This window comes from Serratia sp. SA088, assembly GCF_049065515.1.
Lineage (GTDB): Bacteria > Pseudomonadota > Gammaproteobacteria > Enterobacterales > Enterobacteriaceae > Serratia > Serratia nematodiphila.
Genome location: NZ_JBAKGW010000003.1, coordinates 362875 through 389224, shown reverse-complemented (window position 1 = coordinate 389224; position 26350 = coordinate 362875). Strand labels below are relative to the sequence as shown.

The window sequence follows — 26350 nt, the reverse complement described above, 5'->3', positions numbered from 1 at the left end:
TTATACCGTACAGCTCCGACCAGCCATTTTATTATGTGCCCTTACCGGGCACATTCAGGATTAACGCACGCGCGGCAACGCCAGACGCAGTAATCCATACCCTACCACCGCCGCAGTGGTGGAGCCCAACAGGATCCCCAGGCGGGAATAGGTGCTGAGCGCCGCATCCGCATCGCCGAACGCCAGCGAGGCGATAAAAATCGACATGGTAAAACCAATGCCGCAAAGCACCGAAACGGCAAACACCTGTTTGAAGCCGATACCTTCAGGCAAACGGGCGATGCCCATTTTCACCGCCAGCAGGCTGAAGAGGAAAATCCCCAGCGGCTTGCCGATAAACAGACCGGCCGCAATCCCGACCGGCAGCAGCGACGTCAATCCCTCCAGCGATACGCCCTGCAAAGAGACCCCGGCGTTGGCGAAAGCGAACAGCGGCAGGATCATGAACGCCACCCAAGGGTGCAGCTCATGCTCCAGCGTTTCCGACGGCGATGGCCCCTTTTTGACGTTCAACGGGATCATAAAGCCGACAATCACCCCGGCCAGCGTCGCATGCACCCCGGACTTGAGGATCGCCACCCACAGCACCAGGCCGACCATCATGTACAGCGAGGTCTTGCCCACGCCGCGCCAGTTCATCACCGCCAGCAGCGCCGTCGCCGCCGCCGCCACGCCCAGCGCCACCATCGACACTTCGTGGGTGTAGAACAGCGCGATGATGATGATCACGCCCAGGTCATCGATGATCGCCAGCGCCAACAGGAACACTTTCAGGCTGGTCGGCACGCGGTTGCCCAGCAAGGCCATGACGCCCAGCGCAAAGGCGATGTCGGTCGCGGCCGGGATCGCCCAGCCCTGGCGGGTAACTTCATCCGCGCCGTTGAAAAGCAGGTAAATCAGCGCCGGCGCCAGCATGCCGCCCAGCGCAGCGATCGCCGGAAACACCGCCTTGTCACGCCCGGACAGCGAGCCTTGCATCAGCTCGCGCTTGACCTCGAGCCCCACCACCAGGAAGAAGATGGCCATCAGGCCGTCGTTTATCCACAGCAGCAGCGGTTTAGCGATCTCCAGCGAAGCTACCTTCACCATCACCGGCAGGTTAAGGAATGCCTGATAGATCCCCTGCGCCGGGGTGTTGGCCATGATCAGGGCGACGATCGCCGCCGCGATCAGAATGATACCGCCCGCGGCTTCCTGACGTAAAAATTGACGAATGATGTTAGTCACAGTACGTCTCTCCAAATCTGTGCAGGACATAGCGCCCTGCGAACCACAGTCATGAAGTGAGTATAGAGGGCGTTTTAGTTCGAAAAAATAAGTTTATAAATGCTAAATAACTCGAAAAAACCGATAAAAAGCACGAATAAGTCACATTTACGTTGTGGAATTAGCGGTTCGGCGCGCAAATAAAAACCCCGGGACAGAAGCCCGGGGTTCGCACATAAGCCAACAGAAACAGCAGGTTAGCGAGTCAGATCGTCAAAGAACTTTTTCACCCCGTCGAAGAAGCTCTTCGAGCGCGGGCTGTTCTTGTCGCCGGACGGGCCACCCAGGCTCTCTTCCAGCTCACGCAGCAGCTGCTTTTGCTTGTCGTTCAGATTGACCGGGGTTTCCACCACCACGCGGCACAGCAGGTCGCCCTGGCTGCCGCCACGCACCGATTTCACGCCCTTGCCGCGCATGCGGAACAGCTTGCCGGTTTGGGTCTCCGAAGGCACCTTCAGTTTCACCCGGCCGTCCAGCGTCGGCACTTCAATCTCGCCGCCCAGCGCCGCCATGGCGAAGTTGATCGGCACTTCACAGTACAGGTTGTTGCCTTCACGCTCGAAGATCGGGTGCGCCTTCACCTGCACCTGAACGTACAGATCGCCCGCCGGTGCGCCGTGTTCGCCGGCTTCACCTTCACCCGCCAGGCGAATGCGGTCGCCGGTATCGACGCCGGCCGGAATTTTCACCGACAGCGTCTTGGATTTTTCTACCCGGCCGTGGCCGTGGCACTTGTTGCACGGATCTTTGATGATCTGACCGCGGCCATGGCAGTGCGGACACGCCTGCTGCACGGTGAAGAAGCCCTGGCGCATCTGCACCTGGCCCTGGCCGTGACAGGTTGGGCAGGTGACCGGTGAGCTGCCCGGTTTGGCGCCGCTGCCGTGGCAGACGTCGCACTCTTCCAGCGTCGGGATGCGGATCTCTTTGGTGACGCCACGTACCGCTTCCTCGAGGGTCAGCTCCATGTTATAGCGCAGATCGGAACCGCGGCTGGCGCGCTGACGGCGGCCTCCGCCGAAGATGTCGCCAAACACGTCGCCAAAGATATCGCTGAAGTCGGCGCCGCCGCCAAAGCCGCCGCCGCCCATGCCGCCCTGTTCAAAGGCCGCGTGCCCATACTGGTCGTAGGCCGCGCGTTTCTGGTCGTCGGTCAGAACTTCGTAAGCTTCTTTAACTTCTTTAAACTTGGTTTCGGCGTCTTGTTCCTGGTTGCGGTCAGGATGGTATTTCATCGCCAGGCGTTTGTACGCCTTTTTGATCTCACGTTCATCCGCCGTCTTGCTGACGCCGAGAATCTCGTAATAGTCTTTCTTCGCCATTCTTTCGCTTACCCTTAACATGCGTGCACGGGCGCAGAGTTGCCTCGACGCCCGTGCTGGTTTCCGGGAGCGGCACCTCGGCCGCCCCGTGCCCGCTTAAGGGCGATTATTTTTTGTCTTTAACTTCTTCGAACTCGGCGTCAACCACGTCGTCGTCTTTCTGCGCCGCGTTGTCCGCGCCGGCGTCAGCACCCTGCTGAGCCTGCTGCGCCTGAGCCATTTCCAGCAGTTTGCCGGAAACCTGCACCAACGCCTGGGTCTTCGCTTCGATCTCGGCTTTATCTTCGCCTTTCACCGCCGCTTCCAGATCCTTCAGCGCCGCTTCAATCGCCGTTTTGTCTTCCGCCGGCAGTTTGTCGCCCGCTTCTTCCAACTGCTTGCGCGTGCCGTGGATCAGGTGATCCGCCTGGTTACGCGTCTGCACCAGTTCTTCGAACTTGCGGTCCGCTTCAGCGTTCAGCTCGGCGTCGCGCACCATTTTCTGGATTTCGTCTTCGTTCAGGCCAGAAGACGCCTTGATGGTGATCTTCTGCTCACGGCCGGTGTTCTTGTCTTTGGCAGACACGTGCAGGATGCCGTCGGCATCGATATCGAAGGTCACTTCGATCTGCGCCATGCCGCGCGGCGCCGCCTGGATGCCGTCCAGGTTGAACTGGCCCAGAGATTTGTTATCGCTGGCGCGCTTACGCTCACCCTGCAGCACGTGGATGGTTACCGCAGACTGGTTGTCTTCCGCAGTAGAGAACACCTGGCTGTGCTTGGTCGGGATAGTGGTGTTTTTGGTGATCAGCGGCGTCATCACGCTGCCCATGGTTTCGATACCCAGTGACAGCGGGGTAACGTCCAGCAGCAGAACGTCTTTCACATCACCGGCCAACACGCCGCCCTGTACCGCAGCGCCCACGGCAACCGCTTCGTCCGGGTTCACGTCTTTACGCGGCTCTTTGCCGAAGAAGTCTGCGACTTTCTTCTGCACCATTGGCATACGGGTCTGGCCGCCCACCAGGATCACGTCCTGAATGTCGGAAACCGACAGGCCAGCGTCTTTCAGCGCCACTTTCAGCGGCTCGATGGAGCGCGCCACCAGATCTTCAACCAGCGACTCGAGTTTGGCGCGAGTCACTTTGATGTTCATGTGTTTTGGACCGGTCGCGTCTGCAGTGATGTACGGCAGGTTAACGTCGGTCTGCTGAGCGGAAGACAGTTCAATCTTCGCTTTCTCGGCGGCTTCTTTCAGACGCTGCATCGCCAGCGGATCGTTGCGCAGATCGATGCCCTGATCTTTCTTGAACTCTTCCACCAGGTAGTTGATCAGACGGCTGTCGAAGTCTTCGCCGCCCAGGTGGGTGTCACCGTTGGTCGCCAGCACTTCGAAGGTTTTTTCGCCGTCAACGTCGTCGATTTCGATGATGGAGATATCGAAAGTACCGCCGCCCAGGTCATAAACCGCGATGGTGCGGTTGCCGACTTCTTTGTCCAGGCCATAGGCCAGGGCCGCCGCGGTCGGTTCGTTGATGATGCGCTTGACTTCCAGACCCGCGATGCGGCCGGCGTCTTTGGTCGCCTGACGCTGGGCGTCGTTGAAGTAAGCCGGTACGGTGATAACCGCTTCAGTTACCGGTTCGCCCAGGTAATCTTCCGCCGTTTTCTTCATTTTTTTCAGCACTTCCGCAGAGATCTGCGGCGGAGCCATTTTCTGGCCTTTCACTTCCAGCCAGGCGTCGCCGTTGTCGGCTTCGACGATTTTGTACGGCATGATCGCTTTGTCGCGCTGCGCTTCTTCATCCTGGAAGCGGCGACCGATCAGGCGCTTGATGGCGAACAGGGTGTTTTCAGGGTTGGTGACTGCCTGACGCTTAGCCGGCTGGCCAACCAGAGTTTCACCGTCCTGGGTATATGCGATAATAGAAGGAGTGGTGCGGTCGCCCTCGGCGTTTTCCAGCACGCGTGCCTTGGCACCATCCATAATTGCTACGCAAGAGTTGGTAGTACCCAGGTCGATACCAATAATTTTGCCCATCTAAACGTCTCCACTAAAAAATTCATAATCAGTCAGGTTGCTAACCTATATGCGGGCGATTTTTTGCTTTTCAACTGCCCGATATCTCAGTGCGACCCGCGGTTAGCAGCTGCGGTTGCAAATAAGATGGGGCCATCCAACCCGGCATCAAGGGGCAAGGCGAAAAAAATTTCTTTTTTTATCGTCATTCAGATCATTGTTTCCGGTTGCGGGGATCATTATGATGCGCGCGCTCTGATGGAAAACTTCGATTTTTTGGCCATTCAGACCATTTATGATTTTAATTCGCTGTTTCCGTTAATTTTCTGTTATCGCAGAGGACTTATGCACACCAACAAGTTGGCGAATCCCGGCCCTCTCGGCCTGATGGGCTTCGGGATGACCACCGTCTTGCTGAACCTGCACAACGCGGGCTTTTTTCCACTGAACTCCGCCATCATCAGCATGGGGATTTTCTTCGGTGGCCTGGCCCAGATCCTGGCCGGTCTGCTGGAGTACAAGAAGGGCAACACCTTCGGCATGACCGCCTTCACCGCCTACGGCAGCTTCTGGCTGAGCCTGGTCGGCCTGCTGCTGCTGCCGCGTCTGGGCCTGGCAGAGGCCACCGAAGCCCACGTGCTGGGCATCTACCTGGCGCTGTGGGGCATCTTCACCCTGTTCATGTTCTTCGGCACCCTGGGCGCCAACCGCGTGCTGCAGTTCGTGTTCGCCAGCCTGACGCTGCTGTTCGCCCTGCTGGCCGTCGGCAACATCACCGGCAACCACACGCTGCTGACCTTCGCCGGCTATGAAGGGATTATCTGCGGCGCCAGCGCCATTTACCTGGCGATGGCCGAAGTACTCAACGAGCAGTATGGCCGCACCGTGCTGCCGATTGGCGAACCGGCTCCGGCGCGCGTCGCGGCCTCACCGGTCACGGCGTAATCGCCCGCCCCTGATGAAAAAGCCCTGCACTGCAGGGCTTTTTTTTAGCTGTAGGAGTCGGCTCGCCGCTCCCCGGCTTCGCTGTTCAGGTCACGATGCAGGTAGAAGCCGAGCAGCAGCCCGATGAGCGACAGCGCCAACACATAGTAAGCGGGCGCTAACGGGGTTAATTTCATGATCAGCGTCACAAAAATAGGGGTTAAACCGCCAAAAATAGCGTACGAGACGTTATATGAGAACGAGATACCGGTAAACCGCACTTCCGCCGGGAATGCCCGCACCATCACGTACGGTACGGCCCCCACCACGCCTACGCTGAACCCCACCAGAGCATAACAGGCGAACAGCATTTCCGGGCGCACGCCCACCGTCTGATAGAACAGCCAGCTGCAGCCGGCCAGCAGTACACTGCCGGCCACCAGCGTTTTGCTGGCGCCGAAGCGATCGGCCGACAAACCGGCGACGATGCAGCCGGCGATCAACATGATGGTGGCGATGCTGTTGGCCTGCAGCGTTAAGGCCGGCGCGATGCCGAACTGCTTTTGCAGATAGGTCGGGGTCATCAGGATCACCACCACGATGCCGGCGGAGAGCAGCCAGGTCAGCAGCATCGACACCGCCACTTCCCGTTTGTAGTTGAGCACCACCGATTTCAGCGGCAGCTCCTCGGCCAGCGCTTTACGCGCCTGCATCTCGATAAAGATCGGCGTTTCCTGCAGCCAACGGCGCAGGTACATCGCCACCAGGCCGAACATGCCGCCAAGCAGGAATGGAATGCGCCAGCCGCCGCCGGCTATGCTCTGCGGGCTGAGCGTGGTGTTGATCACCGTCGCCACCACCGAGCCCAGCAGGATGCCCACCGTCAGCCCGGCGGTCAGCGTGCCGCAGGCGAAGCCGATGCGCCGGCGCGGCACGTGTTCGGCGACGAAGACCCAGGCGCCCGGCACCTCACCGCCGATCGCCGCCCCCTGCAGCACGCGCATCAGCAGCAGCAACAGCGGCGCGGCGATGCCGATGCTGGCGTAGGTCGGCAGCAGGCCCATCGCCAGCGTCGGCAACGCCATCAGCAGAATGCTCAGGGTAAACATCTTTTTGCGGCCGACCAGATCGCCGAAGTGCGCCATCACGATGCCGCCCAGCGGGCGGGCCAAATAGCCGGCGGCGAAGATGCCGAAGGTTTGCACCAGGCGCAGCCATTCCGGCATGTCCGCCGGGAAGAACAGATCGCCGACCACGGCGGCGAAGAACACGAAGATGATGAAGTCGTAAAACTCCAGCGCGCCGCCCAACGCGGCCAACGTCAGCGTTTTGTAGTCTTGCCGGTTCAGCCGGCGATTAGTGTCGTGAGGCATAGGGCACCGTCGGTAAAGGCTGTAAAAATAAAAGCCGCAGGCTTTCTGTAAAAGAATCCTTACTATAGCGGCAAATTATTTTCACACCAGACGGGTTGAAGCCGATCTCGCAGATTGCTGAAATTTAGAGGTTTATCTCGCGACGCGCGCTCTTTGGCCGAAATGCTGCTACCACTGCGGCATGCGTTTCGACGTAAGGCCCGTCGAGCAGCTGAATGCAGTAAGGCACGCTGGCGAAGATGCCGTGCACCACCGCATTGCCCTGCTCATCCTTTACCCCTTCCAGCGTTTCCTTGATCGACTTCGGTTGGCCGGGCAGGTTGATGATCAGCGCCTGTTTGCGGATCGCCCCCACCTGGCGAGAAAGAATTGCCGTTGGCACATAGTGTAGGCTGATCTGACGCATTTGCTCGCCGAAGCCGGGCATCACGCGATCGGCGATCGCCAGCGTGGCGTCGGGGGTGACATCACGGCGCGCCGGCCCGGTGCCGCCAGTGGTCAGCACCAGATGGCAGCCCATTTCGTCCACCAGCTCGCACAGCGTCTGTTCAATTTGCGTCTGCTCATCGGGGATCAGCCGGGTTTCCAGCTTGAAGGGCGTCGCCAGCGCGCCGGCCAGCCACTCCTCCAGCGCCGGAATGCCTTTATCCTGGTAAACGCCGCCGGAAGCGCGGTCGGAAACGGAAACCAAACCAATACGTAAAATATCCATGCGTAACCTCTACAGCCTGATGGGGTCCGAACGGGCTCGTCCCCCGTTCTGTTGTCATTGCCGAGAGTATAAGGGCTTCCCCCGCCGGCAGGGGCGTCGGGCATAAAAAAAGGTGGCCTGAGCCACCTTTTTACTGCGCGATCTGCGGGAATTACAGCAGGTCGGCGATCATTTTTTCCAGTTTGCCCTGGTCTACGGCGAACTTGCGGATGCCGTCGGTCAGTTTCTCGACCGCCATCGGATCCTGGTTGTGCTGCCAGTAGAACTCAGGTTCGGTCAGTGCGGCAGGACGCGCCTTCACTTCACCGGTATAAGACAGTTTGCGCTCCAGCGCGCCTTCGCTCTCCGCCAGCTCTTTCAGCAGCGCAGGGGCGATGGTCAGGCGGTCGCAGCCGGCCAGCTCGATGATTTCGCCGACGTTGCGGAAGCTGGCGCCCATCACCACGGTGTTGTAACCGTGTTGTTTGTAGTACTGGTAAATTTCGGTCACGGAGATCACGCCCGGATCTTCGTGCGGGGCGAACTCTTTCTTGTCGCCGTTGGCTTTGTACCAGTCGAGGATACGGCCGACGAACGGCGAGATCAGGTAAACGCCGGCTTCGGCACAGGCGCGAGCCTGAGCGAAGGAGAACAGCAGCGTCAGGTTACAGTTGATGCCTTCTTTCTCCAGCTGCTCCGCCGCGCGGATGCCCTGCCAGGTCGAGGCCAGTTTGATCAGAATGCGATCGTTGCTGATGCCGGCTTCGTTGTACAGCTTGATCAGGCGCTTGGCCTTGGCCACGCTGGCAACGGTGTCGTAAGACAGGCGTGCATCCACTTCGGTGGAGATGCGGCCCGGAACCAGTTTGAGGATCTCCAGACCGATGTTGACCGCCAGCTTGTCGGCGGCATCGGCGATTTGCTGCTCGCGATCGCTGCTCTGGCCGCGCGCCCAGGCGATGGCTTCGTCAATCAGTTTGCGGTATTCAGGAATTTGGGCTGCATTGAGGATCAGCGAAGGGTTGGTTGTGGCGTCCTGCGGTTGATACAGCTTCATTGCCGCGATATCACCCGTATCTGCAACCACCGTGGTCAGCTGGCGCAGGGAAGTTAATTTGTCGGTCATGTTGGCATTATCTCATCGTTTGTGCATGAACTTTTGGCATTGTTCAACCATGCCCTACCCTGATAATAACATGCGCCAAGCCCGGTGCAAGGCTGGAAAACCGCGGCGCACAAGCATCTGTTTTATCCTTGGGCGAGCAACCGTTTACGCCGATATCTTTCGCCATTACCGAGCGGATGGAAAGGCAATAACGTGCTATTGTCCGAATAAATTATGTTAAATTCGAAAAAATTGATGCAATTCGTCCGCTAATCTGCGAAAAATCTTAATCGACTGACGCCGGACAGATTCCAGCTAAGCTCTTGTAAAAAATAGGCCAATGTTTTTCACCTGCGGTGGATGCTGCAAGGTGCGCATTAAATTTCGATAAGAGGAGGGATCCATTGACGGACCTGATGAATTTTATAAACAACATTTTGTGGGGGTCGGTGCTGATTTATCTGCTGCTCGGCACCGGCATTTACTTCACGCTGCGCACCCGCTTTATCCAGCTCCGCCACTTCAGCCACATGTTCTCGGTGTTGAAAAACAGCAATAAAAGCGACAGCGCCGGCATCTCCTCTTTCCAGGCGTTGTGCACCACGCTGGCAGCGCGCGTCGGCACCGGCAACCTGACCGGCGTCGCCATCGCCCTGACCGCCGGCGGCCCCGGCGCCATCTTCTGGATGTGGGTGGTGGCGTTTATCGGCATGGCCACCTCATTTGTGGAAAGCTCGCTGGCTCAGCTCTATAAAACCAAAGACGATAACGGCAACTACCGTGGCGGCCCGGCCTATTACATGGAAAAAGGCCTTGGCATGCGCTGGATGGGCGTGCTGTTCTCGATCTTCCTGATCATCGCGTTCGGTCTGGTGTTCAACGCCGTGCAGGCCAACTCCATCGCGCAAGCTTCCGCCGTCGCCTTCCACTTACAGCCGCTGCACGTCGGCATCGGTCTGGTGCTGCTGAGCGGCGTGGTGATCTTCGGCGGCATCCGTTCCATCGCCAAAGTGGCCGAACTGGTGGTGCCGCTGATGGCCGGTGCCTACCTGTTGCTGGCCCTCTGGGTGATTGGCCATAACATCGAACACATGCCGGCGATCCTGGCGCTGATCTTCAAAAGCGCCTTCGGCCTGCAGGAAGCCGCGGCCGGCGCCGTCGGTTACGGCATCTCCCAGGCGATGACCCAGGGCGTACAGCGCGGCCTGTTCTCCAACGAAGCCGGCATGGGTTCGGCGCCCAACGCGGCGGCGTCCGCCTCGCCTTATCCGCCGCATCCCGCTTCGCAGGGCTACGTGCAAATGCTCGGGGTGTTTATCGATACCATCGTCATCTGCAGCGCCACCGCGGCGATCATCCTCTCCTCCGGCATTCTCGATCAGCCGACCGACAGCATCAGCGGCATCGATCTGACCCAGCGCGCGCTGTCGACCGCCGTCGGCAGTTGGGGCACGCCGTTCGTCGCTATCGCCATCTTCTTCTTCGCCTTTACCTCGATCATCGCCAACTACGCCTATGCCGAGAGCAACCTGGTGTTCCTCGAACACAATCATCCGGGCGGCCTGCTGATTTTCCGCTGCGTGGCACTGGGCATGGTGATGTTCGGCGCGCTGGCGGAGCTGCCGCTGGTGTGGAAAATGGCGGATACCTCCATGGCGCTGATGGCGATCACCAACCTGACGGCGATCCTGCTGCTGTCGCGGGTGGCGCTGAAGCTGGCCGACGACTACCATCGCCAGCGCCGCCTGGGCAAGCTGCCGACCTTCGACGCCAACCGTTATCCGGAGCTGAAATCGCAGCTGGAGCCGGGCGTGTGGGACGACAAGCAGCCGCCGCGCTGAGTATTCCGGGGCGTGTGCGATGCACGCCCCGCCTATTGGACCGATTGCCCCTTTTTTCCGCGCTTTTTGCTACAGTATGCGCACTTGGATAAACAGGATCTGGCCATGCTCGTTATTATTTCCCCTGCAAAAACGCTCGATTACGACAGCCCGCTGGCGACAGAACGCTTCACGCAGCCCGAACTGCTGGACAAGTCTCAGCGGCTTATCAAAATTTGCCGCGCGCTGACGCCGGCGCAAATCGCCAGCCTGATGAGCATCAGCGACAAGCTGGCCGGGCTCAACGCCGCGCGCTTTAGCGAATGGCAGCCGAAATTTACCCCGGACAATGCCCGCCAGGCGTTGCTGGCGTTCAAGGGCGACGTTTACACCGGCCTGCAGGCGCAGGATTTCAACGAAGCCGATTTCGACTTCGCCCAGCAGCATTTGCGCATGCTGTCCGGCCTGTATGGCGTGCTGCGGCCGCTCGATCTGATGATGCCGTACCGGCTGGAGATGGGCATCAAGCTGGAAAACCCGAAGGGCAAAGATCTGTACAGCTTCTGGGGCGATCAGATCACCCAAAAGCTCAACGAAGCGCTGGAGCAACAGGGCGACGACGTGGTGGTCAACCTGGCCTCCGACGAGTATTTCAAAGCGGTGAAGCCGGCCAAGCTGCACGGCTCGCTGATCAAACCGGTGTTCCTCGACGAGAAGAACGGCAAGTTCAAGGTCATCAGCTTCTACGCCAAGAAAGCGCGCGGGTTGATGAGCCGCTTTATCATCAAAAACCGCCTGACGCGCAGCGAGCAGCTGGCGGACTTCAACCTGGAAGGCTACGCCTTCGACGAAGCCGCTTCGCAAGGCAATGAGCTGGTGTTCAAACGCCCGGAGCAGGCATAAAAAAAGCCGTCGCAAGACGGCTTTTCGCATTCTAGCCTGCCGAACTTCAGGCCGGCAGCGCCATCAGGAATTTGCGCAGCTCGCCGAAATTGGCCGGCAGCGTGTGCGACAGCAGCGGCAGATCGGCCCGCAGCGCCAGCGCTTTCGGCAACGGCAGTTCCTGGCCGAGAATCGCTTCCACGCTCTCTTTAAACTTGGCCGGATGCGCGGTGCCGAGGAACAGACCGAACTCCCCTTCCTGCAACTGGTCACGCAGCGCGCGGTAGGCGATGGCCGCGTGCGGTTCGGAGATATAGCCCAGCTCGGCCAGCTCACGCATCGTGTCTTTGGTGGTCTCGTCGCTGACCGCCGCGTGCCCCAGCTCTTTCAACTGCCAGACCTTGCGACGGAACAGCTCTTCCACGCGCGGCCAGTTGTTCGGCTGGCTCACGTCCATGGCGTTGGACAGCGTCGCGACCGTAGCGTGCGGCTGCCACTGGCCGCTGGTCAGGAAGCGCGGCACGGTGTCGTTGGCGTTGGTGGCGGCGATGAAGCGCTTCACCGGCAGGCCCAGCGATTTGGCCAGCAGCCCGGCGGTCAGATCGCCGAAGTTGCCGCTCGGCACCGAAATCACCAGCTGATTGCGCGCTTCCTGCGGCAGCTGCGCCACCGCTTCGAAGTAGTAGCAGATCTGCGCCAGCAAGCGACTGATGTTGATCGAGTTGGCCGAGTTCAGGTGCAGCGCGTCTTTCAATTCCTGATCGTCGAACGCCTGTTTCACCAGCGCCTGACAGGCGTCGAAGTCGCCGTCGATCGCCACGGTGTGAATATTGCCGCCCAGGGTGCAGAACAGCTTTTCCTGCAGCGGGCTGATTTTGCCCTGCGGGTAGAGGATCACCACCCGAACGTTCTTCAGGCCATAGAAGGCGTGCGCCACGGCGGCGCCGGTGTCGCCGGAGGTGGCGGTCAAAATGGTCACCGGCTGATCGCCGGCCACTTCCGCCAGCATCTGCGCCATAAAGCGGCCGCCGAAGTCTTTGAACGCCAGCGTCGGGCCGTGGAACAGCTCCAGGCAGGAGACGTCTTCCGTCACTTTCGCTACCGGTGCCGGAAACTCAAAGGCGGCCTGCACGCGTTTCTTCAGCGCCGCCTCCGGCACTTCTTCGCCGATAAAGGCCGAAAGAATGCGGCTGCTGCGGGTGACAAAGTCCTGCTCCAGCAGCTGGTCGATCTCGGTCAGTTCGAACGCCGGCAGCTCCAGCGGGAAGAACAGCCCCTGCTGCTTGCCCAGGCCTTGTTTGATCGCCTGCGCGAAGCTGACCTGCTCGTTGTGATCCTTAAGGTTGTACAGTTTCATGCGTTATCCCAATAGTCGAGCGCCTGCGGTATCCAGACGGCAAATATGAACAAAACCTTCGTCGTTTTGCAGATAGTGTTGTTGCAGCCAGGCGGCCATGCGTTGCGCGGTGGCGCCGTCGTTGCAGACGGCGAACAGCGTCGGGCCGGAGCCGGAGATGCCGCAGGCCAGCGCGCCTATCTCCTGCGCCGCCTTGCGCGCTTCGGCGAAGCCCGGCAGCAGCCGGGTGCGGTACGGCTCGGCGATCACGTCCTGCATTAATTTGGCGGCCAGCTGCGGCTGCCGGGTGTGGCAGGCGTGAATAAAGCCGGCCAGATAACGGCCGTGGCTGATGCAATCCTGACGGCGGTACTGCGCGGGTAAAATGGCGCGCGCTTCGGCGGTGGAGACCTTGATGCCCGGATAGGCCATAACCCACAGCCAATCGTCAAAGCACGGCACCTCCTGGCTGATAATGCCTTCTTCTTCCAGCATCAGCTGCAGGCCGCCCAGATAGCAGGGCGCCACGTTGTCGTAATGCACGCTGCCGGAAATGCGGCCTTCCAGCTCGCCCATCAGGCCGAGCAGCGTCGTCTTATCCAGCGGGCGATCGCAAAATTCGTTCATCGCCATCAGCCCGGCCACCACCGAACAAGCGCTGGAGCCCAGCCCCGATCCGATCGGCATGTTCTTTTCCAGCCGCATCGCCACCGGCACTTCGCGGCCGATCTCCTGGCAGAAACGCTCCCAGCATTGATAAACGATGTTCTCTTTCGGCTCGGCCGGCAGCTTGCTGACGAAGCGCCCGGCGTTTTGCAGACTGAACGTCTCGGCGGCTTCCACGCTGACGCAGTCGCCCAGCAGCGTGCCGTCGATCGGCGAAACCGCCGCGCCCAGCACATCAAAACCGACGCTGACGTTACCGATCGAGGCCGGTGCATACACCTTAACCATATTAAACTCCCAACTTCCATGACAGTGTGCGCAGCAGATCGGCGAACACGCCCGCTGCGGTCACATCGTTACCGGCGCCGTAGCCGCGCAGCACCAGCGGCAGCGGCTGATAATAACGGCTGTAGAAGGCCAGCGCGTTCTCGCCGTTCTTCACTTTATACAACGGATCGTTGCCGTCCACCGCCTCGATGCGCACCTTACAGCGCCCTTCGTCGATCAGGCCGACATAGCGCAGCACCTTGCCTTGCTCGGCGGCATTGGCCACGTTGCGCGCGAACTCTTTATCCAGTTCCGGCAGCCGCGCCAGGAAATGCTCCACGTCGCCCGACGCTTCGAAGGACGGCGGCAGCACCGGCTCGACCTCGATATCGCTCAGCTCCAGCTTGTAACCGGCTTCGCGCGCCAGGATCAGCAGCTTGCGCGCCACGTCCATACCGGACAGATCGTCGCGCGGATCCGGCTCGGTGTAGCCATTGGCTCTGGCCTGCAGAGTCGCCGCCGACAGCGACAGCCCTTCATCCAGCTTGCCAAAAATAAAGGACAGCGAACCGGACAGGATGCCGGAGAAACGCACCAGCTCATCGCCGGCGTTCAGCAGGTTTTGCAGGTTCTCGATCACCGGCAGACCGGCGCCGACGTTGGTGTCGTACAGGAACTTGCGGTGCGAACCGGCGGCGGCGGCGCGCAGTTGCTGATAATAGTTCATCGACGAGGTGTTGGCCTTTTTGTTCGGCGTTACCACATGGAAGCCGTCCGCCAGGAAGTCCACATACTGATCGGCCACCGCCTGGCTGGAGGTACAGTCGACGATCACCGGGTTCAGCAGGTGATACTCCTTCACCAGCCGGATCAGGCGGCCGAGATTGAACGGCTCCTGCGCGCCGGCCAGCTCGTCCCGCCAGCTGTCCAGCGCGATGCCGTGCACGTTGGTCAGCATCACGCGCGAGTTGGCGATGCCGCACACCCGCAGATCGATATGTTTTTGCTTCAGCCACGGCTGTTGGCGGTAGATCTGCTCGATCAGCGCCCCGCCGACGCCGCCGACGCCGATGACGAACACTTCGATCACCTGATCGGTGTTGAACAGCATCTGGTGGCTGACGCGCACGCCGGTGGTGGCGGAATCATTGCTGACCACCACCGAGATTGAACGCTCGGAAGAGCCCTGGGCGATGGCGACGATATTGATGTTGGCGCGCGCCAGCGCGGAGAAGAAGCGCGCGGAAATGCCACGCAGGGTGCGCATGCCGTCGCCGACTACCGAGATGATCGCCAGGCGCTCCATGACGTCCAGCGGATCCAGCACGCCATCTTTCAATTCCAGATAGAACTCCTCCTCCAGCGCGCGGCGGGCGCGCTGCAGTTCGCCCTGCGGCACACAGAAGCTGATGCTGTATTCGGAAGAGGATTGGGTGATCAACACCACCGAAATGCCGGCGCGCGACATCACGGCGAACACCCGCGCAGCCATGCCGACCATGCCTTTCATGCCCGGGCCGGAGACGTTGATCATCGCCATATTATTCAGGTTGGTGATACCTTTCACCGGCATATCGGCATCGGTGCTGTCTTTGCCAATCAGCGTGCCGGGAGCCTGCGGGTTGGAGGTGTTTTTTATCAGGCAAGGGATTTGGAATTGGGCAATCGGCGTGATGGTGCGAGGGTGCAGCACTTTGGCGCCGAAATAGGAAAGCTCCATCGCCTCCTGGTACGACATCGATTTCAGCAGCCTGGCGTCCGGCACGGTTCGCGGATCGCAGGTATACACGCCGTCGACATCGGTCCAGATTTCGCAACAGTCGGCACGCAGGCAGGCGGCCAGCACCGCGGCGGAATAGTCGGAGCCGTTGCGGCCCAGCACCACCAGCTCACCCTTGTCGTTACCGGCGGTGAAACCGGCCATCAGCACGATGTGGTCGGCCGGGATCGCCGCGGCGGCGATGCGCAGCGTGGACTCGGCGATATCCACGGTAGACTCCAGGTAGTGGCCCTGCGCCAGCAGTTTCTCCACCGGGTTGATCACCGTGACCGGATAACCCTTGGCGCGGAACACCCCTTCCATGATGGCGATGGAGAGCTTTTCACCGCGGCAGATGATCGCCGCGTTGACGCTGTCCGGGCACTGCCCCAACAGCGAGACCCCGTGCAACACCTGTTTGAGCTGCGCGAACTCCTGATCGACCACGCCTTTCAAACGATCGAATTCAAAGCCCGGCAGCGCCTGCGCCAGCCCGCTCAGCAGGTCGGCAAAGATCCGCTCGGCGTCGCTGATATTCGGCAGAATGTCCTGGCCCGCCACCGTTTTGTCGATCATTGCCACCAGATGGTTGGTGATCTTTGCGGGGGCGGACAAGACCGTGGCTACCTGTCCCTGACGCGCATTACTCTCCATGATGTCGGCGACGCGCAGAAAACGTTCCGCATTCGCCACCGAGGTTCCGCCAAATTTCAGCACTCGCATGTGTGATCTCTCCGAATTTAAGCCGAAAAAAAAGCCCGCACTGATTAGGTGCGGGCTTTTTTCTGTGTTTCCTGTGCGCGTCAGCCCGCCCCGTTACCTGTGGTATCGGTGGTGGTAATAATTGTGGTTTTCAGGCTGATGTTGCGCATGTTGTCTGTCTGTCTCATGAAATATTCTGTCCCCTCTATTGGTTAAAGCAATCGCTATCCCAAGTCAAACTATTTCTTTTTTTTGCTTATTTTCCGTTCAGCGGCGGTAATGCGCGATGCAACAGGTGAAAAGCAAAACGACAGAACAAAAAAACAACTTAAAGCCGATTTACTAGTGGATCACGCTGGGTAACCGTCTGATGGAGCCGTTATCACTTGGCGAGTTTTTTTTCGATGTCGTGCAGCAGCGTATGCAACATCGCCGTGTCTCGCTGTTGCAACGCCCCGAGGCGCTGATGCAGCCAATCGCGCAATTTTTGGTCATCGCCGACCTCCAACGCGTTCAACAAGGCATCGGCGCGGTGGCGCAGCGCTTTGAGTTGCCCTTCCGACGCCACCTTTTCCTGCGGCGTGCTGACGCCCATCAGGCTCGCCAACTGGTAGCAGTACACCATCACCGCCTGGCCCAGGTTAAGCGACGGGTAATCCGCCTGCATCGGCACGCCGGTCAGCAAGTCCGCCAGCGCCAGCTCTTCGTTGGTCAGGCCGGAATCTTCGCGGCCGAACACCAGCGCGGCCTGGCCGACCCACTGCTTACGCTCGCTCAGCTGTTCCAGCAGCTCAGGCGGCGTGCAGTAGTAGTGAAAGCGCGCGCGGCTGCGGGCGGTGGTGGCGACGGTAAAATCCACGCCCGCCAGCGCCTGTTCCAGCGTGGCGAACGTTTGCACGCCGTCGAGGATCTCACCAGCACCGTGCGCCACCCAGCGCGCCGCCGGCTGCAGGTGCGCTTCGCTGTCGACGATGCGCAACGACGTGAAGCCCATGGTTTTCATCGCGCGCGCCGCCGCGCCGACATTTTCCGGCCGCGCCGGAGCCACTAAAACAATATGAAGCTGCATGACTCTTCCACCGAAGGCGGGCCTGCGTTTTTGACGATGGCGCAGCGCCCGCTTATATTTACAATTACGCAACAATAAACGCGTTAATAGCAACAAACAAGATTAAACGGCTCGTTGAACTAATAAACCCGTCGTAATAGTCATTATTCGCGCTTATGTTTTACTGCTTTTATTTATCAATAAGTTAAAACAATGCGATGATCAATAAGCGAATAATTGTATCCTATCGTGCCGGAGAATGCTGAATCGTTCACAGAATTTGAGGTTCTGTGACTTAAACTGGCATTTCTGTAAGTGTTTTTCACAAATCTGTTAACGTGCTACAATTGAATTTGATATATGTCAACAAAGCGTAGTTTTGTTGGGTGATGAATTCGGCACGCGCTGTTATATTGCTGTTAATGGGGTTAGGATATGCGCCGTTTCGGCACCCAAGGGGTTGTAGGGAACAGCATCCCCACCAGGCTAGCGATCTTGTTGACATGAGATGGAAAGTGCATCAAGAACGAGTTTACGTACTTTAGTCATTTGCTGAGAGGGAACGTGGCGCTATCTCTGCCCTCCTCTAAGAAAACAAAGACTTCTGTACTTCCGATTTTCTATTTTGTTGGCAATTTTAGGTAGCAAATATGCAGACCCCGCACATTCTGATTGTCGAAGACGAGTTAGTCACTCGTAACACCCTGAAGAGCATTTTCGAGGCGGAAGGCTACATTGTTCATGAAGCCAATGATGGTGCAGAGATGCACAATATCCTGTCTGAAAATGATATCAATCTGGTCATCATGGACATCAACCTGCCAGGCAAAAACGGCCTGCTGTTGGCGCGCGAACTGCGTGAACAGGCCAGCGTCGCCTTGATGTTCCTGACCGGTCGCGATAACGAAGTGGACAAAATCCTCGGCCTGGAAATCGGCGCCGACGATTACATCACCAAGCCGTTCAACCCGCGTGAGCTGACCATCCGCGCGCGCAACCTGCTGTCGCGCACCATGAACCTGGGCAGCCTCGGCGAAGAGCGCCGTCTGGTCGAGAGCTACAAGTTCAACGGGTGGGAGCTGGACATCAACAGCCGCTCTTTGATCAGCCCGGCCGGCGAACAGTACAAGCTGCCGCGCAGCGAATTCCGCGCCATGCTGCACTTCTGCGAAAACCCGGGCAAGATCCAGTCGCGCGGCGAACTGCTGAAGAAAATGACCGGCCGCGAGCTGAAGCCGCATGACCGCACCGTGGACGTCACTATCCGTCGCATTCGCAAACACTTCGAATCGACGCCGGATACGCCGGAAATCATCGCCACCATTCACGGCGAAGGCTACCGCTTCTGCGGCGATCTGGAAGAGTAATTCCGGCCTGCCGTCATGAAAACGGGGTTCAGCATGCTGAACCCCGTTTTTTTATTTCGTCTCAGCCCATGGCATGATCGGCACCGCGCTCAACGCGTTCTTCGGCGAACCGTCGATCACCTTGTCGGAGTAGCTCAGGTAAATCAACGAATTGCGCTTGGCGTCATAGAAGCGCACCACCTGCAACTTCTTGAACACCAGCGAGGTGCGTTTCTGGAACACCACATCGCCTTCCGCCTTGCCGTTTTTGATCTTGTCGCTCAGCTCGATAGGCCCCACCTGCTGGCAGGAAATGGCCGCGTCGGCGGTGTCTTCCGCCAGCCCCAGGCCGCCTTTGATGCCGCCGGTTTTGGCGCGGCTGATATAACAAGTTACATTTTTAACATCCGGATCGTCGAACGCTTCCACCACGATTTTGTGGTCCGGCCCCAACAATTTAAACACCGTATCAACGGAGCCCACCTGCTCCGCCTGCGCGCTGCCAACGGTTGCGCAAACCAAACCGAATAAAAATATCCAGCTTTTTTTCATTTACTTAACTCCGGTATAACCTTGCCGCAAAAATAGATTCGGCGGTCGCCATTATTTATGTCTAAGCTCACGGAATCGGTTTTTTACGGGTCCGCACCGTCCGTTTTAGCACAGAGCGTGACAAAAATCTTTGAGAGTCGCGGAGTAAAAAAATTGCTATGATGCGGCGTCGTTATTTCTTTGCGCCCACTACGGTGTACCCCAATCCAACTCTGGCGCGGCATGCGCAGCAGAGGCAAAGAGTGCAACGCATAATGGCTCATGGATCGGTCTGATAGCGCAGCACCAGCGTGACGAATCAACAGTTCGGGTTCCTACCCCCAAGCTTTACGAGGAAGATCTATGGATCAAGCCGGTATCATTCGTGATCTGCTTAGCTGGCTGGAAAGCCATTTGGACCAACCCTTGTCGCTGGATAACGTGGCGGCCAAGGCAGGCTACTCCAAATGGCATCTGCAACGGATGTTCAAAGATATTACCGGTAACGCCATCGGTGCTTACATCCGGGCAAGGAGGCTGTCCAAAGCCGCCGTCGCGCTGCGTTTGACCAGCCGGCCGATTTTGGATATCGCCCTGCAATATCGCTTCGACTCGCAGCAGACCTTCACCCGCGCCTTCAAAAAACAGTTTGCGCAAACGCCGGCGCTGTACCGCCGCGCCGAAGACTGGAATGCATTCGGCATCTGTCCGCCGATCCGTCTGGGGGCCTTCACCTTGCCGCAGCCGGAATTCGTCTCGCTGCCGGACAAGCAGCTGGTCGGCCTGACCCAAAGCTACTCCTGTACGCTGGAACAGATCACCACCGTGCGCACCGAACTGCGCTCACAGTTCTGGCGTCAGTTCCTCGGTGACGTCGAAACCCTGCCGCCGGTGCTGTACGGGCTGCACCACTCGCGACCGAGCCAGGAGAAGGATGACGAACAGGAAGTGCTGTACACCACGGCGCTGGAGCCGGATCAGGTGCCTGACAAGGTACAGGAAGGCCAGCCGCTGGTGTTGCCGGGCGGTGAGTTTGCGATGTTCAGCTACGAAGGGCCCACCGAGGGACTGCAAGACTTTATCCTGACGGTCTACGGCACCTGCCTGCCGGCGCTCCAGCTGACGCGCCGCAAAGGGCACGACATCGAGCGCTTCTATCCGAAAGGCGAGCGCCGTCCGCATCAGGCACCTATCGAGATCAAGTGCGATTACCTGATCCCGATTCGGCGTTAACGCTGCAGTTCGTCCAACGCGGGCATGTCCAAATGCGTGACATCGCCCGCCGTTTCCACGATCCAGCCGGATGCCAGCCACGGGCTCTGCTGGTGATCGACGCGCGACAGTGAGCAATTGCGCAAGCGCAGGCGGCGTTCCGCATAGGCCGGCAGCCCCAGCACCGTACTGATCAAACACCCCAACGCGATACCATGACTGACGAGCAGCGGCTTGCTGCCTTCAGGCAGCATCAGGCAACTCTCCAGCGCGGCGCGCATGCGCTCGCCCAGCTCCTCCATGGATTCGCCTTGAGGGATTCGGCCGTCAGGAGTACCATCGACCATCTGTTTGCGCCACTGCTCTTCCTGCGGCGTCAAACTGTCGATCAGGCGTTCTTCCAGAACCCCCATGTGCAGCTCACGCAAACGCGGATCGCTAATCACTTCGCAGCCACAGGCGTCGGCGATGATCTGCGCCGTGCGGCGCGTGCGCCCCAGATCGCTGGTAATGATGTGCGTAATGCCTTCTTTGCTGACGCGCCTGGCGACCAGACGGGCCTGGTGTTCACCCATGGCGGTTAACGGGCTATCGGACTGACCCTGGATGCGGCGAGCCGCGTTCCATTCCGTTTCGCCATGGCGAACGAGGTATACCTGTAACATTTTTGTTTTCCGTTATACTGCGTGAAATTTGCATTTATCCCCGGCCCGGTGGCGCTTTTGCCGCTGCCCGGCGTATCGGCCAGAAGGATATCAAACCCGTTATGTACCATGTTGTCGCTGCAACTACCAACCCGGCAAAGATCAAGGCTATTCAACTGGCCTTCGATGACGTCTTTGGCGCAGGCCAATACCGCATTGAATCCGTTGACGTCGCCAGCGGTGTCTCGCTGCAGCCGATAGGCAATCACGAAACCCGCACCGGCTCGCGTCAACGCGTTATGGAAGCGCGCCAGGTCAGGCCCGAGGCCGATTTTTGGGTCGGCGTGGAAGCCGGGATTGAAGAGAATATGACCTTCGCCTGGATGACCATCGAGAACCCGCACATCCGCGGCGAATCTCGCTCGGCGAGCCTGATGCTGCCGGAGGTCATCTTACAAGGTATTCGCGCCGGTCGCGAATTGGGCAGCGAAATGGCGGCGATCACCGGCAATGCCGAGGTGAAGCGCCAGGGCGGCGCCATCGGCGTCTTCACCGACGGCCGGCTGAGCCGCACCAGCGTTTATCACCAGGCGCTGCTGCTGGCGCTGGTGCCGTTTCACAACGCCATCTATCAGCAATAGCACCGCGCCCGCTAGGGCGCGTCGTGCAACAGCTGCTGCTCAAGCCACTGTTTCAGCTCGGGTGAAGCCGCTTTCAGGCTGTTCGATCCGCGGGTGATGGTGGCAATCCCCGCGCCCAGTTCATTTTTCAGCTCGCGCTGGCTCATCTCGCCGCGCATCAGTTCCTGGATGATTCGCACCCGGGTGCCCAGCGCGGTGCGCTCGTCCGGCGTCAGCATCAGCTGCAGCAGCGGTTGATGCAGTTCTTGCGCAAACGAATTCTGCAGCAGCGCGACGAAGCGCAGCCAATCCTCATTGCCTTGTTCTGAAAGAGCGGGGTCGTTTAACGATAATTGCGTCATGGCAGCCACCATACTATTTAACTAGTACAGCAGCATACCATAGGGCCGTCAAAATCAATAACGTCTCTGCCACTCGGCGTCGGTCAGCACCTTGGCCGGCCGGTGCGTCAGATAGCGGTAAAACGCATCATAGGCCAACACATTCTTGACGTAGCCGCGGGTTTCCGAGAACGGAATGCTTTCGATGAACGCCACCGGATCGATCCGCCCCGCGCTGTTGCCCAGCCAGGTGTTCACCCGCGACGGGCCGGCGTTATAGGCGGCGCTCGACAGGATGCGGTTGCGGCCGAACTGCTGATAGACCGACTCCAGATAGCTGGTGCCGATGGTGATGTTAGTCTGTGGATCGAACAGCTGGCTCGGGCCGACGTAACCGGGAATATTGAACATCTGCACCGTATGCTGCGCGGTGCGCGGCATCACCTGCATCAGGCCGGTAGCGCCAACCGGCGACTGCGCTTTCGGATTCCAGGCGCTCTCCTGACGCGCGATCGCCATCGCGTAGCTGGTGGTGATCCCCTTGTCATCGGTCGCGCGGCGGAACTCCTGCGGCCAGGCGACCGGGAAGCGCTCCTCCAGATGATCCCACAGCTTGCCGACGATGGTCGCCTGCACGCTCAGATCGGCCCATTTTTGCTCAAAGGCGTAGCGCGCCAGCGCTTCTTGTTCCGGCCGGCTGCGGCTGGCGACGTAAGAGCCCCACTCGCTGCGGGCCAGGTTATCCATATTCCAGTACATCAGCTCGCGCACCCGGGCGACCTCCGGCCCGTCAACCAGCGATGTGCGCGGCTTGGCCGCCACCGCCACCATCACCGGATAAGTGGCGTTCAGCTTCTGCGCCGCGACCATCGGATAGAAGCCGCGTTCGGTCATCAGGTTACGCAACATCTCCTCGCCTTCGGCGCGTTTGCCTTCGTCCATCAGTTGACTGGCGCGCCAGTAGCGCCACTCATCCTTGTTGCGCGACTCTTCCGGCAGGCGGGCCAGCCAGGTCGCGACGCCCTGCCGATCGCCATAGCCCAACGCCATGCGTACTCGGCGCTCCAACAGCGAAGGCGAACGGCTGCGCAGAATCACCTGATCGCGCCACTGCGCCTGCTCGTAGGTAGCGTCGCTGCCCATCAGGCGCCAGGCCACCGCCTCTTCCAACCCCAGCCGTTCGTCGTCGCTCATTTTCTGCAGCCGCGCGAGCGTCGGGATCATCGCCCGCGCGTTTTCCACATCCTGCCGCGCCAGGCGTTCAAAGGCGATGCCGGTAGCGGCGCGGGTAAAGTCAGTCGGCCCAACGCTGCGGGCGAAGGCTTCCACGGTGGTCGGATCGTTTTGCAAGCGCACCAGGGCGTTGCCCATGGTCTGATAATCGGCCGGCAGCTGGCTGTAGAGGTTGCTGACCAGCGAGCTGTTGCCCTCTTTCAGCGCCAGCTTCATGCGCGCCAGAATATCCAGCGGGGTCTGCTTGCCTGCGCCGCGCCAGACGCTGAACAGCCGATCGCAGGCGCCCGGCAGCGTTTTGCCGTTCAGCCACAGCTCGTCAGCGCCGCTCCAGGCCGCCTGCTGATCGCCGGTGGCCCATTTGGCGTAGTAATAGTTGCAGCGCGCCGCCACCGGTTTGGGCGGCTGCGGGCTGAAAGCCAACAGGGTGCGCCAGTCTTCGCGACGCGCCAGTTCATTGACGAAGCGCGGCGCCAGTGATTTCGCCGGCGGCAGCGTCGGATTGCGCTTGATGAAGTCGTTCACCTCGGAGAATCCCGCCTGGCTCAAATCCTGAGTCAGCTCGCGGTATTCCAGATAAGGATAAAGCGGGTAATCGCGCAGCGTCGGCATCAACTGCGCCACCACGTCCATCTGATTGCCGTCCCACGCCTGCTTGATCTGCTGGTAGCGCTGACGCTGCGCATCCAGAGAATCCGCCAGCGCCGCGCCAGAAAACGCCGTCAGGCACAGCCCCATCGCCAACAGCCGTCGCTTGTCCACCTTGACCATCCTCGCTCTTTCCTCACAGGTTGTGCCGCAGGAGCCGCCCAGCTCCCCGGTGACCGCCGCGCCACGGCGCCGCGGGACAAAATAAAGCCGGGCGCACGGCCCGGACGCAGATATCTACCATAGACAGCGCGATCGCCCATCCATTCAATACTGTAGAAGAAGAAGTGTATCGCCATGGCGGGAGCCAGGTAAAAAACGTTTACTTAGGCTGACAAATCAGGACGCCCGGCTATTTTCGTCAGCCGGATTTTTATTAGCTGCCATAATAATTATTCCGCAAGGAAGTATCATTGAATTATTAGCCGCTCTATTACAGAACATTCCAAAACCCCGTCTGGCGGTGCGCAGAATGCCTTACTGCCCGCTCAACACGCCAACGCTGTCGAAAAGCGGTGGCAAACCCCGCCTTGCGTTTTTATACTGTCAAAATGATGTAAGAGAATTCTGAGAAATCAGAATACTCAGCACTCAACAAAGGCATCTTATATTACAATCCGCGCCAATTATGGCTTAGATAGTGTTCATTAGACAGTGTGACTGACAGCGTTCAGCAAAACGATTATTCCTTCAAGCGGCTGGATTTTTCCTTGTCAGGCCACGGCCTGCGGGTGGTGGATTAGGCAGGAGTGGCGGGTGAAAATGGCGAATGATGCCTCGATATTGACGAGTTGCGCAACAAGCCCCGCGCCGGGCTTCCTTGTCGCTCGTCTGAATATTGGCCGTCTGCTGCTGTTCATTTTGTCGATATTGCTGGCGCTGCCTGCGCAGGCGCGCGCCGACGATGCGCCCTCTCAACAGCGAGCCCACGCCGTAACCACCGTGGTGGTCGGCATCATCAGCTACGCCCGTTGGCCGCATGAACCCAATCCGATCCGCTTGTGCGTGACCGCATCGACCCGCTATGCCGAGGGCCTGTTCGATCCGATCCTGCTCAGTGCGCCGCGGCCGATCAAAACCGAGCGCGTGCCGCTCGATAGCCCAACGCTGGGGAGCAGTTGCGACGTCATTTATTTAGGAAGCATCACCGCCGCGCAACGTCAAAATTTCATGCAGCGCATTTCCGGCAACGCCATTCTCAGCATCAGCGAGAACGACAGTGAATGCTCCGCCGGCAGCGCATTTTGCCTGCAGTTCGATGGGGATCAGACCAGTTTCAAGGTCAACCTGGACGCTCTGGCGCGCAGCGGCGTGCGCGTTCATCCCAACGTGCTGCAGCTGGCACGCAAACAGGCGCCGCCGCTATGAGGCTGTTGCGTAGAAACCGCTCCGGCAATGCGCGCCCGACGCTGGGCCGAGTGCTGCAGCGAGTGCATCTTGGGCTGGCGTTGATCGCCGTCGGCACCGCCGGCATCTTTTTGACGCTGGTGGCGCTGTTTGCGCTGCGCGCCTATGCCAATCACAACCTGCACCTGATCGCGCGCTCCATCAGCTATACCGTCGAGGCCGCCGTGGTGTTTGAAGACCGCACTGCCGCGCGCGAGGCGCTGATGCTGATCGCCTCCAACGAAGAGGTATCGGACGCGCGGATCCTCGACAACAACGGCAAAATGCTGGCCAACTGGCGCCATCCCACCGATGGACCGCTGCACGGCCTGGAGCAGATCGTCGCACACTGGGCTCTGCCTGAGCCGGTCATTCTGCCTATCATCCACGAAGGCAAGCAGGTCGGCCAGGTCTGGCTGAGCGGCAACGGCGGCAGCCTGCTGCGTTTCCTGTTGCGCGGCATGGTCGGCATGATCGCCTGCCTGGTGCTCAGCACCCTGTGCGCCCTGGTGCTGTCGCGCCGCATGCTGGTCGGCATCGTCTGTTCGCTGGACGACATCGCCAATGTGGCGCATGCGGTGCGCCGCGATCGCACCTTCGGCCTGCGGGTGCCGTCGGCGCCTATCGCCGAGCTGCATGAGCTCAGCAACGATTTCAACGGCTTGCTCGACGAGCTGGAGGCCTGGCAGGCCCATCTGAAGCAGGAGAACGACTCGCTGGCTCACCGGGCTACGCACGACAGTCTGACCGGTTTGCCGAACCGCGCCTTCTTCGAAGGGCGGCTGAGCCGGGCGCTGGGCGATGTCGAATCGCCGGCGAAATTGGCGGTGCTGTTTATCGACGGCGATCGTTTCAAGGAGGTGAACGACAGTTACGGCCATGCCGCAGGCGATGCGGTGCTGACTACCATTGCCGGGCGCATTCGCGCACAACTGCGCGAGACCGATCTGGTCGCGCGTCTGGGAGGGGATGAATTCGCCGTGCTGCTGGCGCCGGTACACAGCACGGAAGATGTCTTGCAGATCGCCGACAATATCATTGATTGCATGACGCAACCGGTCATTTTGCCGAACGACGAGGCGGTCGTGACCTCTCTGAGTATCGGTATTGCGCTGTACCCTGATCACGCGTCGACGCCTCAGGGTCTTTTGCACGAAGCTGACGATGCAATGTATCAAGCAAAGCATCGTTATAACGGAGGCTGGCGGCTGGCTATACATAAATAAGAG

The 26350-nt window shown here is 59.5% G+C and carries 23 protein-coding genes and 1 other annotated feature; of the genes, 8 read left to right on the top strand and 15 right to left on the bottom strand.

The features are described from left to right. Positions 1-60: 60 nt before the first annotated feature. The 3 genes from nhaA to dnaK form a co-directional block, all read right to left on the bottom strand. Positions 61-1227, bottom strand: a complete 1167-nt coding sequence (nhaA, locus tag ACOWVD_RS10610; RefSeq protein WP_021505367.1) for a Na+/H+ antiporter NhaA — start codon at positions 1225-1227, stop codon at positions 61-63. Positions 1228-1463: 236 nt separating this feature from the next. Beyond that, positions 1464-2588, bottom strand: coding sequence for a molecular chaperone DnaJ (gene dnaJ / locus ACOWVD_RS10605; protein WP_004932969.1), 1125 nt, complete (start codon positions 2586-2588; stop codon positions 1464-1466). Positions 2589-2694: 106 nt separating this feature from the next. Further along, on the bottom strand, positions 2695-4608 hold the full coding sequence (gene dnaK / locus ACOWVD_RS10600; protein ID WP_004932972.1) for a molecular chaperone DnaK: 1914 nt from the start codon (positions 4606-4608) through the stop codon (positions 2695-2697). A gap of 324 nt (positions 4609-4932) precedes the next feature. Between dnaK and satP the strand changes: the two genes are divergently transcribed. After that, positions 4933-5532: an acetate uptake transporter gene (satP, locus tag ACOWVD_RS10595; RefSeq protein WP_048326269.1), complete on the top strand. Its 600-nt coding sequence runs from the start codon at positions 4933-4935 to the stop codon at positions 5530-5532. A 44-nt stretch (positions 5533-5576) separates the two neighbouring features. Here the strand turns inward: satP and ACOWVD_RS10590 are convergent, their stop codons facing one another. From ACOWVD_RS10590 to tal, 3 genes are all read right to left on the bottom strand, one after another. Then, complete coding sequence (locus ACOWVD_RS10590; RefSeq protein ID WP_049241978.1) at positions 5577-6884, bottom strand: MFS transporter; 1308 nt, start codon at positions 6882-6884, stop codon at positions 5577-5579. Positions 6885-7008: 124 nt separating this feature from the next. Continuing rightward, the gene (gene mog, locus ACOWVD_RS10585) at positions 7009-7596 is read right to left on the bottom strand and encodes a molybdopterin adenylyltransferase (protein ID WP_015376607.1); all 588 of its coding nucleotides are present in this window, start codon (positions 7594-7596) and stop codon (positions 7009-7011) included. Positions 7597-7747: 151 nt separating this feature from the next. Then, positions 7748-8701 (bottom strand): transaldolase, encoded by a 954-nt coding sequence (gene tal, locus ACOWVD_RS10580; RefSeq protein ID WP_004932982.1) that lies wholly within the window; start codon positions 8699-8701, stop codon positions 7748-7750. A gap of 383 nt (positions 8702-9084) precedes the next feature. Between tal and ACOWVD_RS10575 the strand changes: the two genes are divergently transcribed. Beyond that, positions 9085-10521: an alanine/glycine:cation symporter family protein gene (locus ACOWVD_RS10575; protein WP_082997241.1), complete on the top strand. Its 1437-nt coding sequence runs from the start codon at positions 9085-9087 to the stop codon at positions 10519-10521. 105 nt (positions 10522-10626) lie between these two features. Then, on the top strand, positions 10627-11403 hold the full coding sequence (gene yaaA / locus ACOWVD_RS10570; protein WP_004932988.1) for a peroxide stress protein YaaA: 777 nt from the start codon (positions 10627-10629) through the stop codon (positions 11401-11403). Between the two features lie 46 nt (positions 11404-11449). Here yaaA and thrC read toward each other — a convergent pair whose 3' ends face one another. From thrC to ACOWVD_RS10545, 5 genes are all read right to left on the bottom strand, one after another. Next, the gene (thrC, locus tag ACOWVD_RS10565; protein ID WP_164095534.1) at positions 11450-12739 is read right to left on the bottom strand and encodes a threonine synthase; all 1290 of its coding nucleotides are present in this window, start codon (positions 12737-12739) and stop codon (positions 11450-11452) included. A 3-nt stretch (positions 12740-12742) separates the two neighbouring features. After that, the gene (thrB, locus tag ACOWVD_RS10560; RefSeq protein WP_004932993.1) at positions 12743-13672 is read right to left on the bottom strand and encodes a homoserine kinase; all 930 of its coding nucleotides are present in this window, start codon (positions 13670-13672) and stop codon (positions 12743-12745) included. A 1-nt stretch (position 13673) separates the two neighbouring features. Then, positions 13674-16133: a bifunctional aspartate kinase/homoserine dehydrogenase I gene (gene thrA, locus ACOWVD_RS10555; RefSeq protein WP_421105627.1), complete on the bottom strand. Its 2460-nt coding sequence runs from the start codon at positions 16131-16133 to the stop codon at positions 13674-13676. Positions 16134-16157: 24 nt separating this feature from the next. Then, positions 16158-16275 (bottom strand) — a sequence feature (Thr leader region). Next, entirely contained in the window at positions 16214-16282 is a 69-nt protein-coding gene (thrL, locus tag ACOWVD_RS10550) for a thr operon leader peptide (RefSeq protein WP_086581142.1), read from the bottom strand. It overlaps the preceding feature by 62 nt. A 212-nt stretch (positions 16283-16494) precedes the next feature. Continuing rightward, on the bottom strand, positions 16495-17181 hold the full coding sequence (locus tag ACOWVD_RS10545; RefSeq protein WP_049241970.1) for a tRNA/rRNA methyltransferase: 687 nt from the start codon (positions 17179-17181) through the stop codon (positions 16495-16497). Between the two features lie 629 nt (positions 17182-17810). Here ACOWVD_RS10545 and arcA point away from each other — a divergent pair. Then, positions 17811-18527, top strand: coding sequence for a two-component system response regulator ArcA (gene arcA, locus ACOWVD_RS10540; protein WP_004933003.1), 717 nt, complete (start codon positions 17811-17813; stop codon positions 18525-18527). Positions 18528-18578: 51 nt separating this feature from the next. Here the strand turns inward: arcA and creA are convergent, their stop codons facing one another. Beyond that, positions 18579-19058 carry a protein CreA gene (gene creA, locus ACOWVD_RS10535; RefSeq protein ID WP_004933005.1) on the bottom strand — a complete coding sequence of 160 codons (480 nt, stop codon included), beginning with the start codon at positions 19056-19058 and terminating at the stop codon, positions 18579-18581. Between the two features lie 342 nt (positions 19059-19400). On the opposite strand from creA, the gene robA reads away from it, so the two are divergent. Continuing rightward, the gene (robA, locus tag ACOWVD_RS10530; RefSeq protein WP_015376605.1) at positions 19401-20270 is read left to right on the top strand and encodes an MDR efflux pump AcrAB transcriptional activator RobA; all 870 of its coding nucleotides are present in this window, start codon (positions 19401-19403) and stop codon (positions 20268-20270) included. Here the strand turns inward: robA and gpmB are convergent. Further along, positions 20267-20914, bottom strand: a complete 648-nt coding sequence (gene gpmB, locus ACOWVD_RS10525; RefSeq protein WP_004933012.1) for a 2,3-diphosphoglycerate-dependent phosphoglycerate mutase GpmB — start codon at positions 20912-20914, stop codon at positions 20267-20269. The two genes, robA and gpmB, sit on opposite strands and share 4 nt — an antisense overlap. A gap of 101 nt (positions 20915-21015) precedes the next feature. Between gpmB and yjjX the strand changes: the two genes are divergently transcribed. Further along, a complete protein-coding gene (yjjX, locus tag ACOWVD_RS10520; RefSeq protein ID WP_004933015.1) occupies positions 21016-21534 on the top strand; it encodes an inosine/xanthosine triphosphatase in 519 nt (172 codons plus the stop codon). An 11-nt stretch (positions 21535-21545) separates the two neighbouring features. On the opposite strand, the gene trpR is transcribed toward yjjX, so the two are convergent. Continuing rightward, positions 21546-21875, bottom strand: coding sequence for a trp operon repressor (trpR, locus tag ACOWVD_RS10515; RefSeq protein WP_004933017.1), 330 nt, complete (start codon positions 21873-21875; stop codon positions 21546-21548). Between the two features lie 54 nt (positions 21876-21929). After that, complete coding sequence (gene sltY, locus ACOWVD_RS10510; RefSeq protein WP_049241965.1) at positions 21930-23858, bottom strand: murein transglycosylase; 1929 nt, start codon at positions 23856-23858, stop codon at positions 21930-21932. 633 nt (positions 23859-24491) lie between these two features. Here sltY and ACOWVD_RS10505 point away from each other — a divergent pair. Together ACOWVD_RS10505 and ACOWVD_RS10500 are read left to right on the top strand one after the other, a co-directional pair. Continuing rightward, positions 24492-25103: a YfiR family protein gene (locus tag ACOWVD_RS10505; RefSeq protein ID WP_049241963.1), complete on the top strand. Its 612-nt coding sequence runs from the start codon at positions 24492-24494 to the stop codon at positions 25101-25103. Continuing rightward, positions 25100-26347: a diguanylate cyclase domain-containing protein gene (locus ACOWVD_RS10500; RefSeq protein ID WP_049241962.1), complete on the top strand. Its 1248-nt coding sequence runs from the start codon at positions 25100-25102 to the stop codon at positions 26345-26347. The genes ACOWVD_RS10505 and ACOWVD_RS10500 overlap by 4 nt, the downstream gene beginning before the upstream one ends. The last annotated feature ends 3 nt before the right edge of the window (positions 26348-26350 follow it).

What these genes read in the sequence shown, in the direction of transcription:
- dnaJ (WP_004932969.1), bottom strand. Translation starts at nt 2,588, where the DNA reads ATGGCGAAGAAAGACTATTACGAGATTCTCGGCGTCAGCAAGACGGCG.
- dnaK (WP_004932972.1), bottom strand. Translation starts at nt 4,608, where the DNA reads ATGGGCAAAATTATTGGTATCGACCTGGGTACTACCAACTCTTGCGTA.
- satP (WP_048326269.1), top strand. Translation starts at nt 4,933, where the DNA reads ATGCACACCAACAAGTTGGCGAATCCCGGCCCTCTCGGCCTGATGGGC.
- ACOWVD_RS10590 (WP_049241978.1), bottom strand. Translation starts at nt 6,884, where the DNA reads ATGCCTCACGACACTAATCGCCGGCTGAACCGGCAAGACTACAAAACG.
- mog (WP_015376607.1), bottom strand. Translation starts at nt 7,596, where the DNA reads ATGGATATTTTACGTATTGGTTTGGTTTCCGTTTCCGACCGCGCTTCC.
- tal (WP_004932982.1), bottom strand. Translation starts at nt 8,701, where the DNA reads ATGACCGACAAATTAACTTCCCTGCGCCAGCTGACCACGGTGGTTGCA.
- yaaA (WP_004932988.1), top strand. Translation starts at nt 10,627, where the DNA reads ATGCTCGTTATTATTTCCCCTGCAAAAACGCTCGATTACGACAGCCCG.
- thrC (WP_164095534.1), bottom strand. Translation starts at nt 12,739, where the DNA reads ATGAAACTGTACAACCTTAAGGATCACAACGAGCAGGTCAGCTTCGCG.
- thrB (WP_004932993.1), bottom strand. Translation starts at nt 13,672, where the DNA reads ATGGTTAAGGTGTATGCACCGGCCTCGATCGGTAACGTCAGCGTCGGT.
- thrA (WP_421105627.1), bottom strand. Translation starts at nt 16,133, where the DNA reads ATGCGAGTGCTGAAATTTGGCGGAACCTCGGTGGCGAATGCGGAACGT.
- ACOWVD_RS10545 (WP_049241970.1), bottom strand. Translation starts at nt 17,181, where the DNA reads ATGCAGCTTCATATTGTTTTAGTGGCTCCGGCGCGGCCGGAAAATGTC.
- arcA (WP_004933003.1), top strand. Translation starts at nt 17,811, where the DNA reads ATGCAGACCCCGCACATTCTGATTGTCGAAGACGAGTTAGTCACTCGT.
- creA (WP_004933005.1), bottom strand. Translation starts at nt 19,058, where the DNA reads ATGAAAAAAAGCTGGATATTTTTATTCGGTTTGGTTTGCGCAACCGTT.
- robA (WP_015376605.1), top strand. Translation starts at nt 19,401, where the DNA reads ATGGATCAAGCCGGTATCATTCGTGATCTGCTTAGCTGGCTGGAAAGC.
- gpmB (WP_004933012.1), bottom strand. Translation starts at nt 20,914, where the DNA reads ATGTTACAGGTATACCTCGTTCGCCATGGCGAAACGGAATGGAACGCG.
- yjjX (WP_004933015.1), top strand. Translation starts at nt 21,016, where the DNA reads ATGTACCATGTTGTCGCTGCAACTACCAACCCGGCAAAGATCAAGGCT.
- trpR (WP_004933017.1), bottom strand. Translation starts at nt 21,875, where the DNA reads ATGACGCAATTATCGTTAAACGACCCCGCTCTTTCAGAACAAGGCAAT.
- sltY (WP_049241965.1), bottom strand. Translation starts at nt 23,858, where the DNA reads ATGGTCAAGGTGGACAAGCGACGGCTGTTGGCGATGGGGCTGTGCCTG.
- ACOWVD_RS10500 (WP_049241962.1), top strand. Translation starts at nt 25,100, where the DNA reads ATGAGGCTGTTGCGTAGAAACCGCTCCGGCAATGCGCGCCCGACGCTG.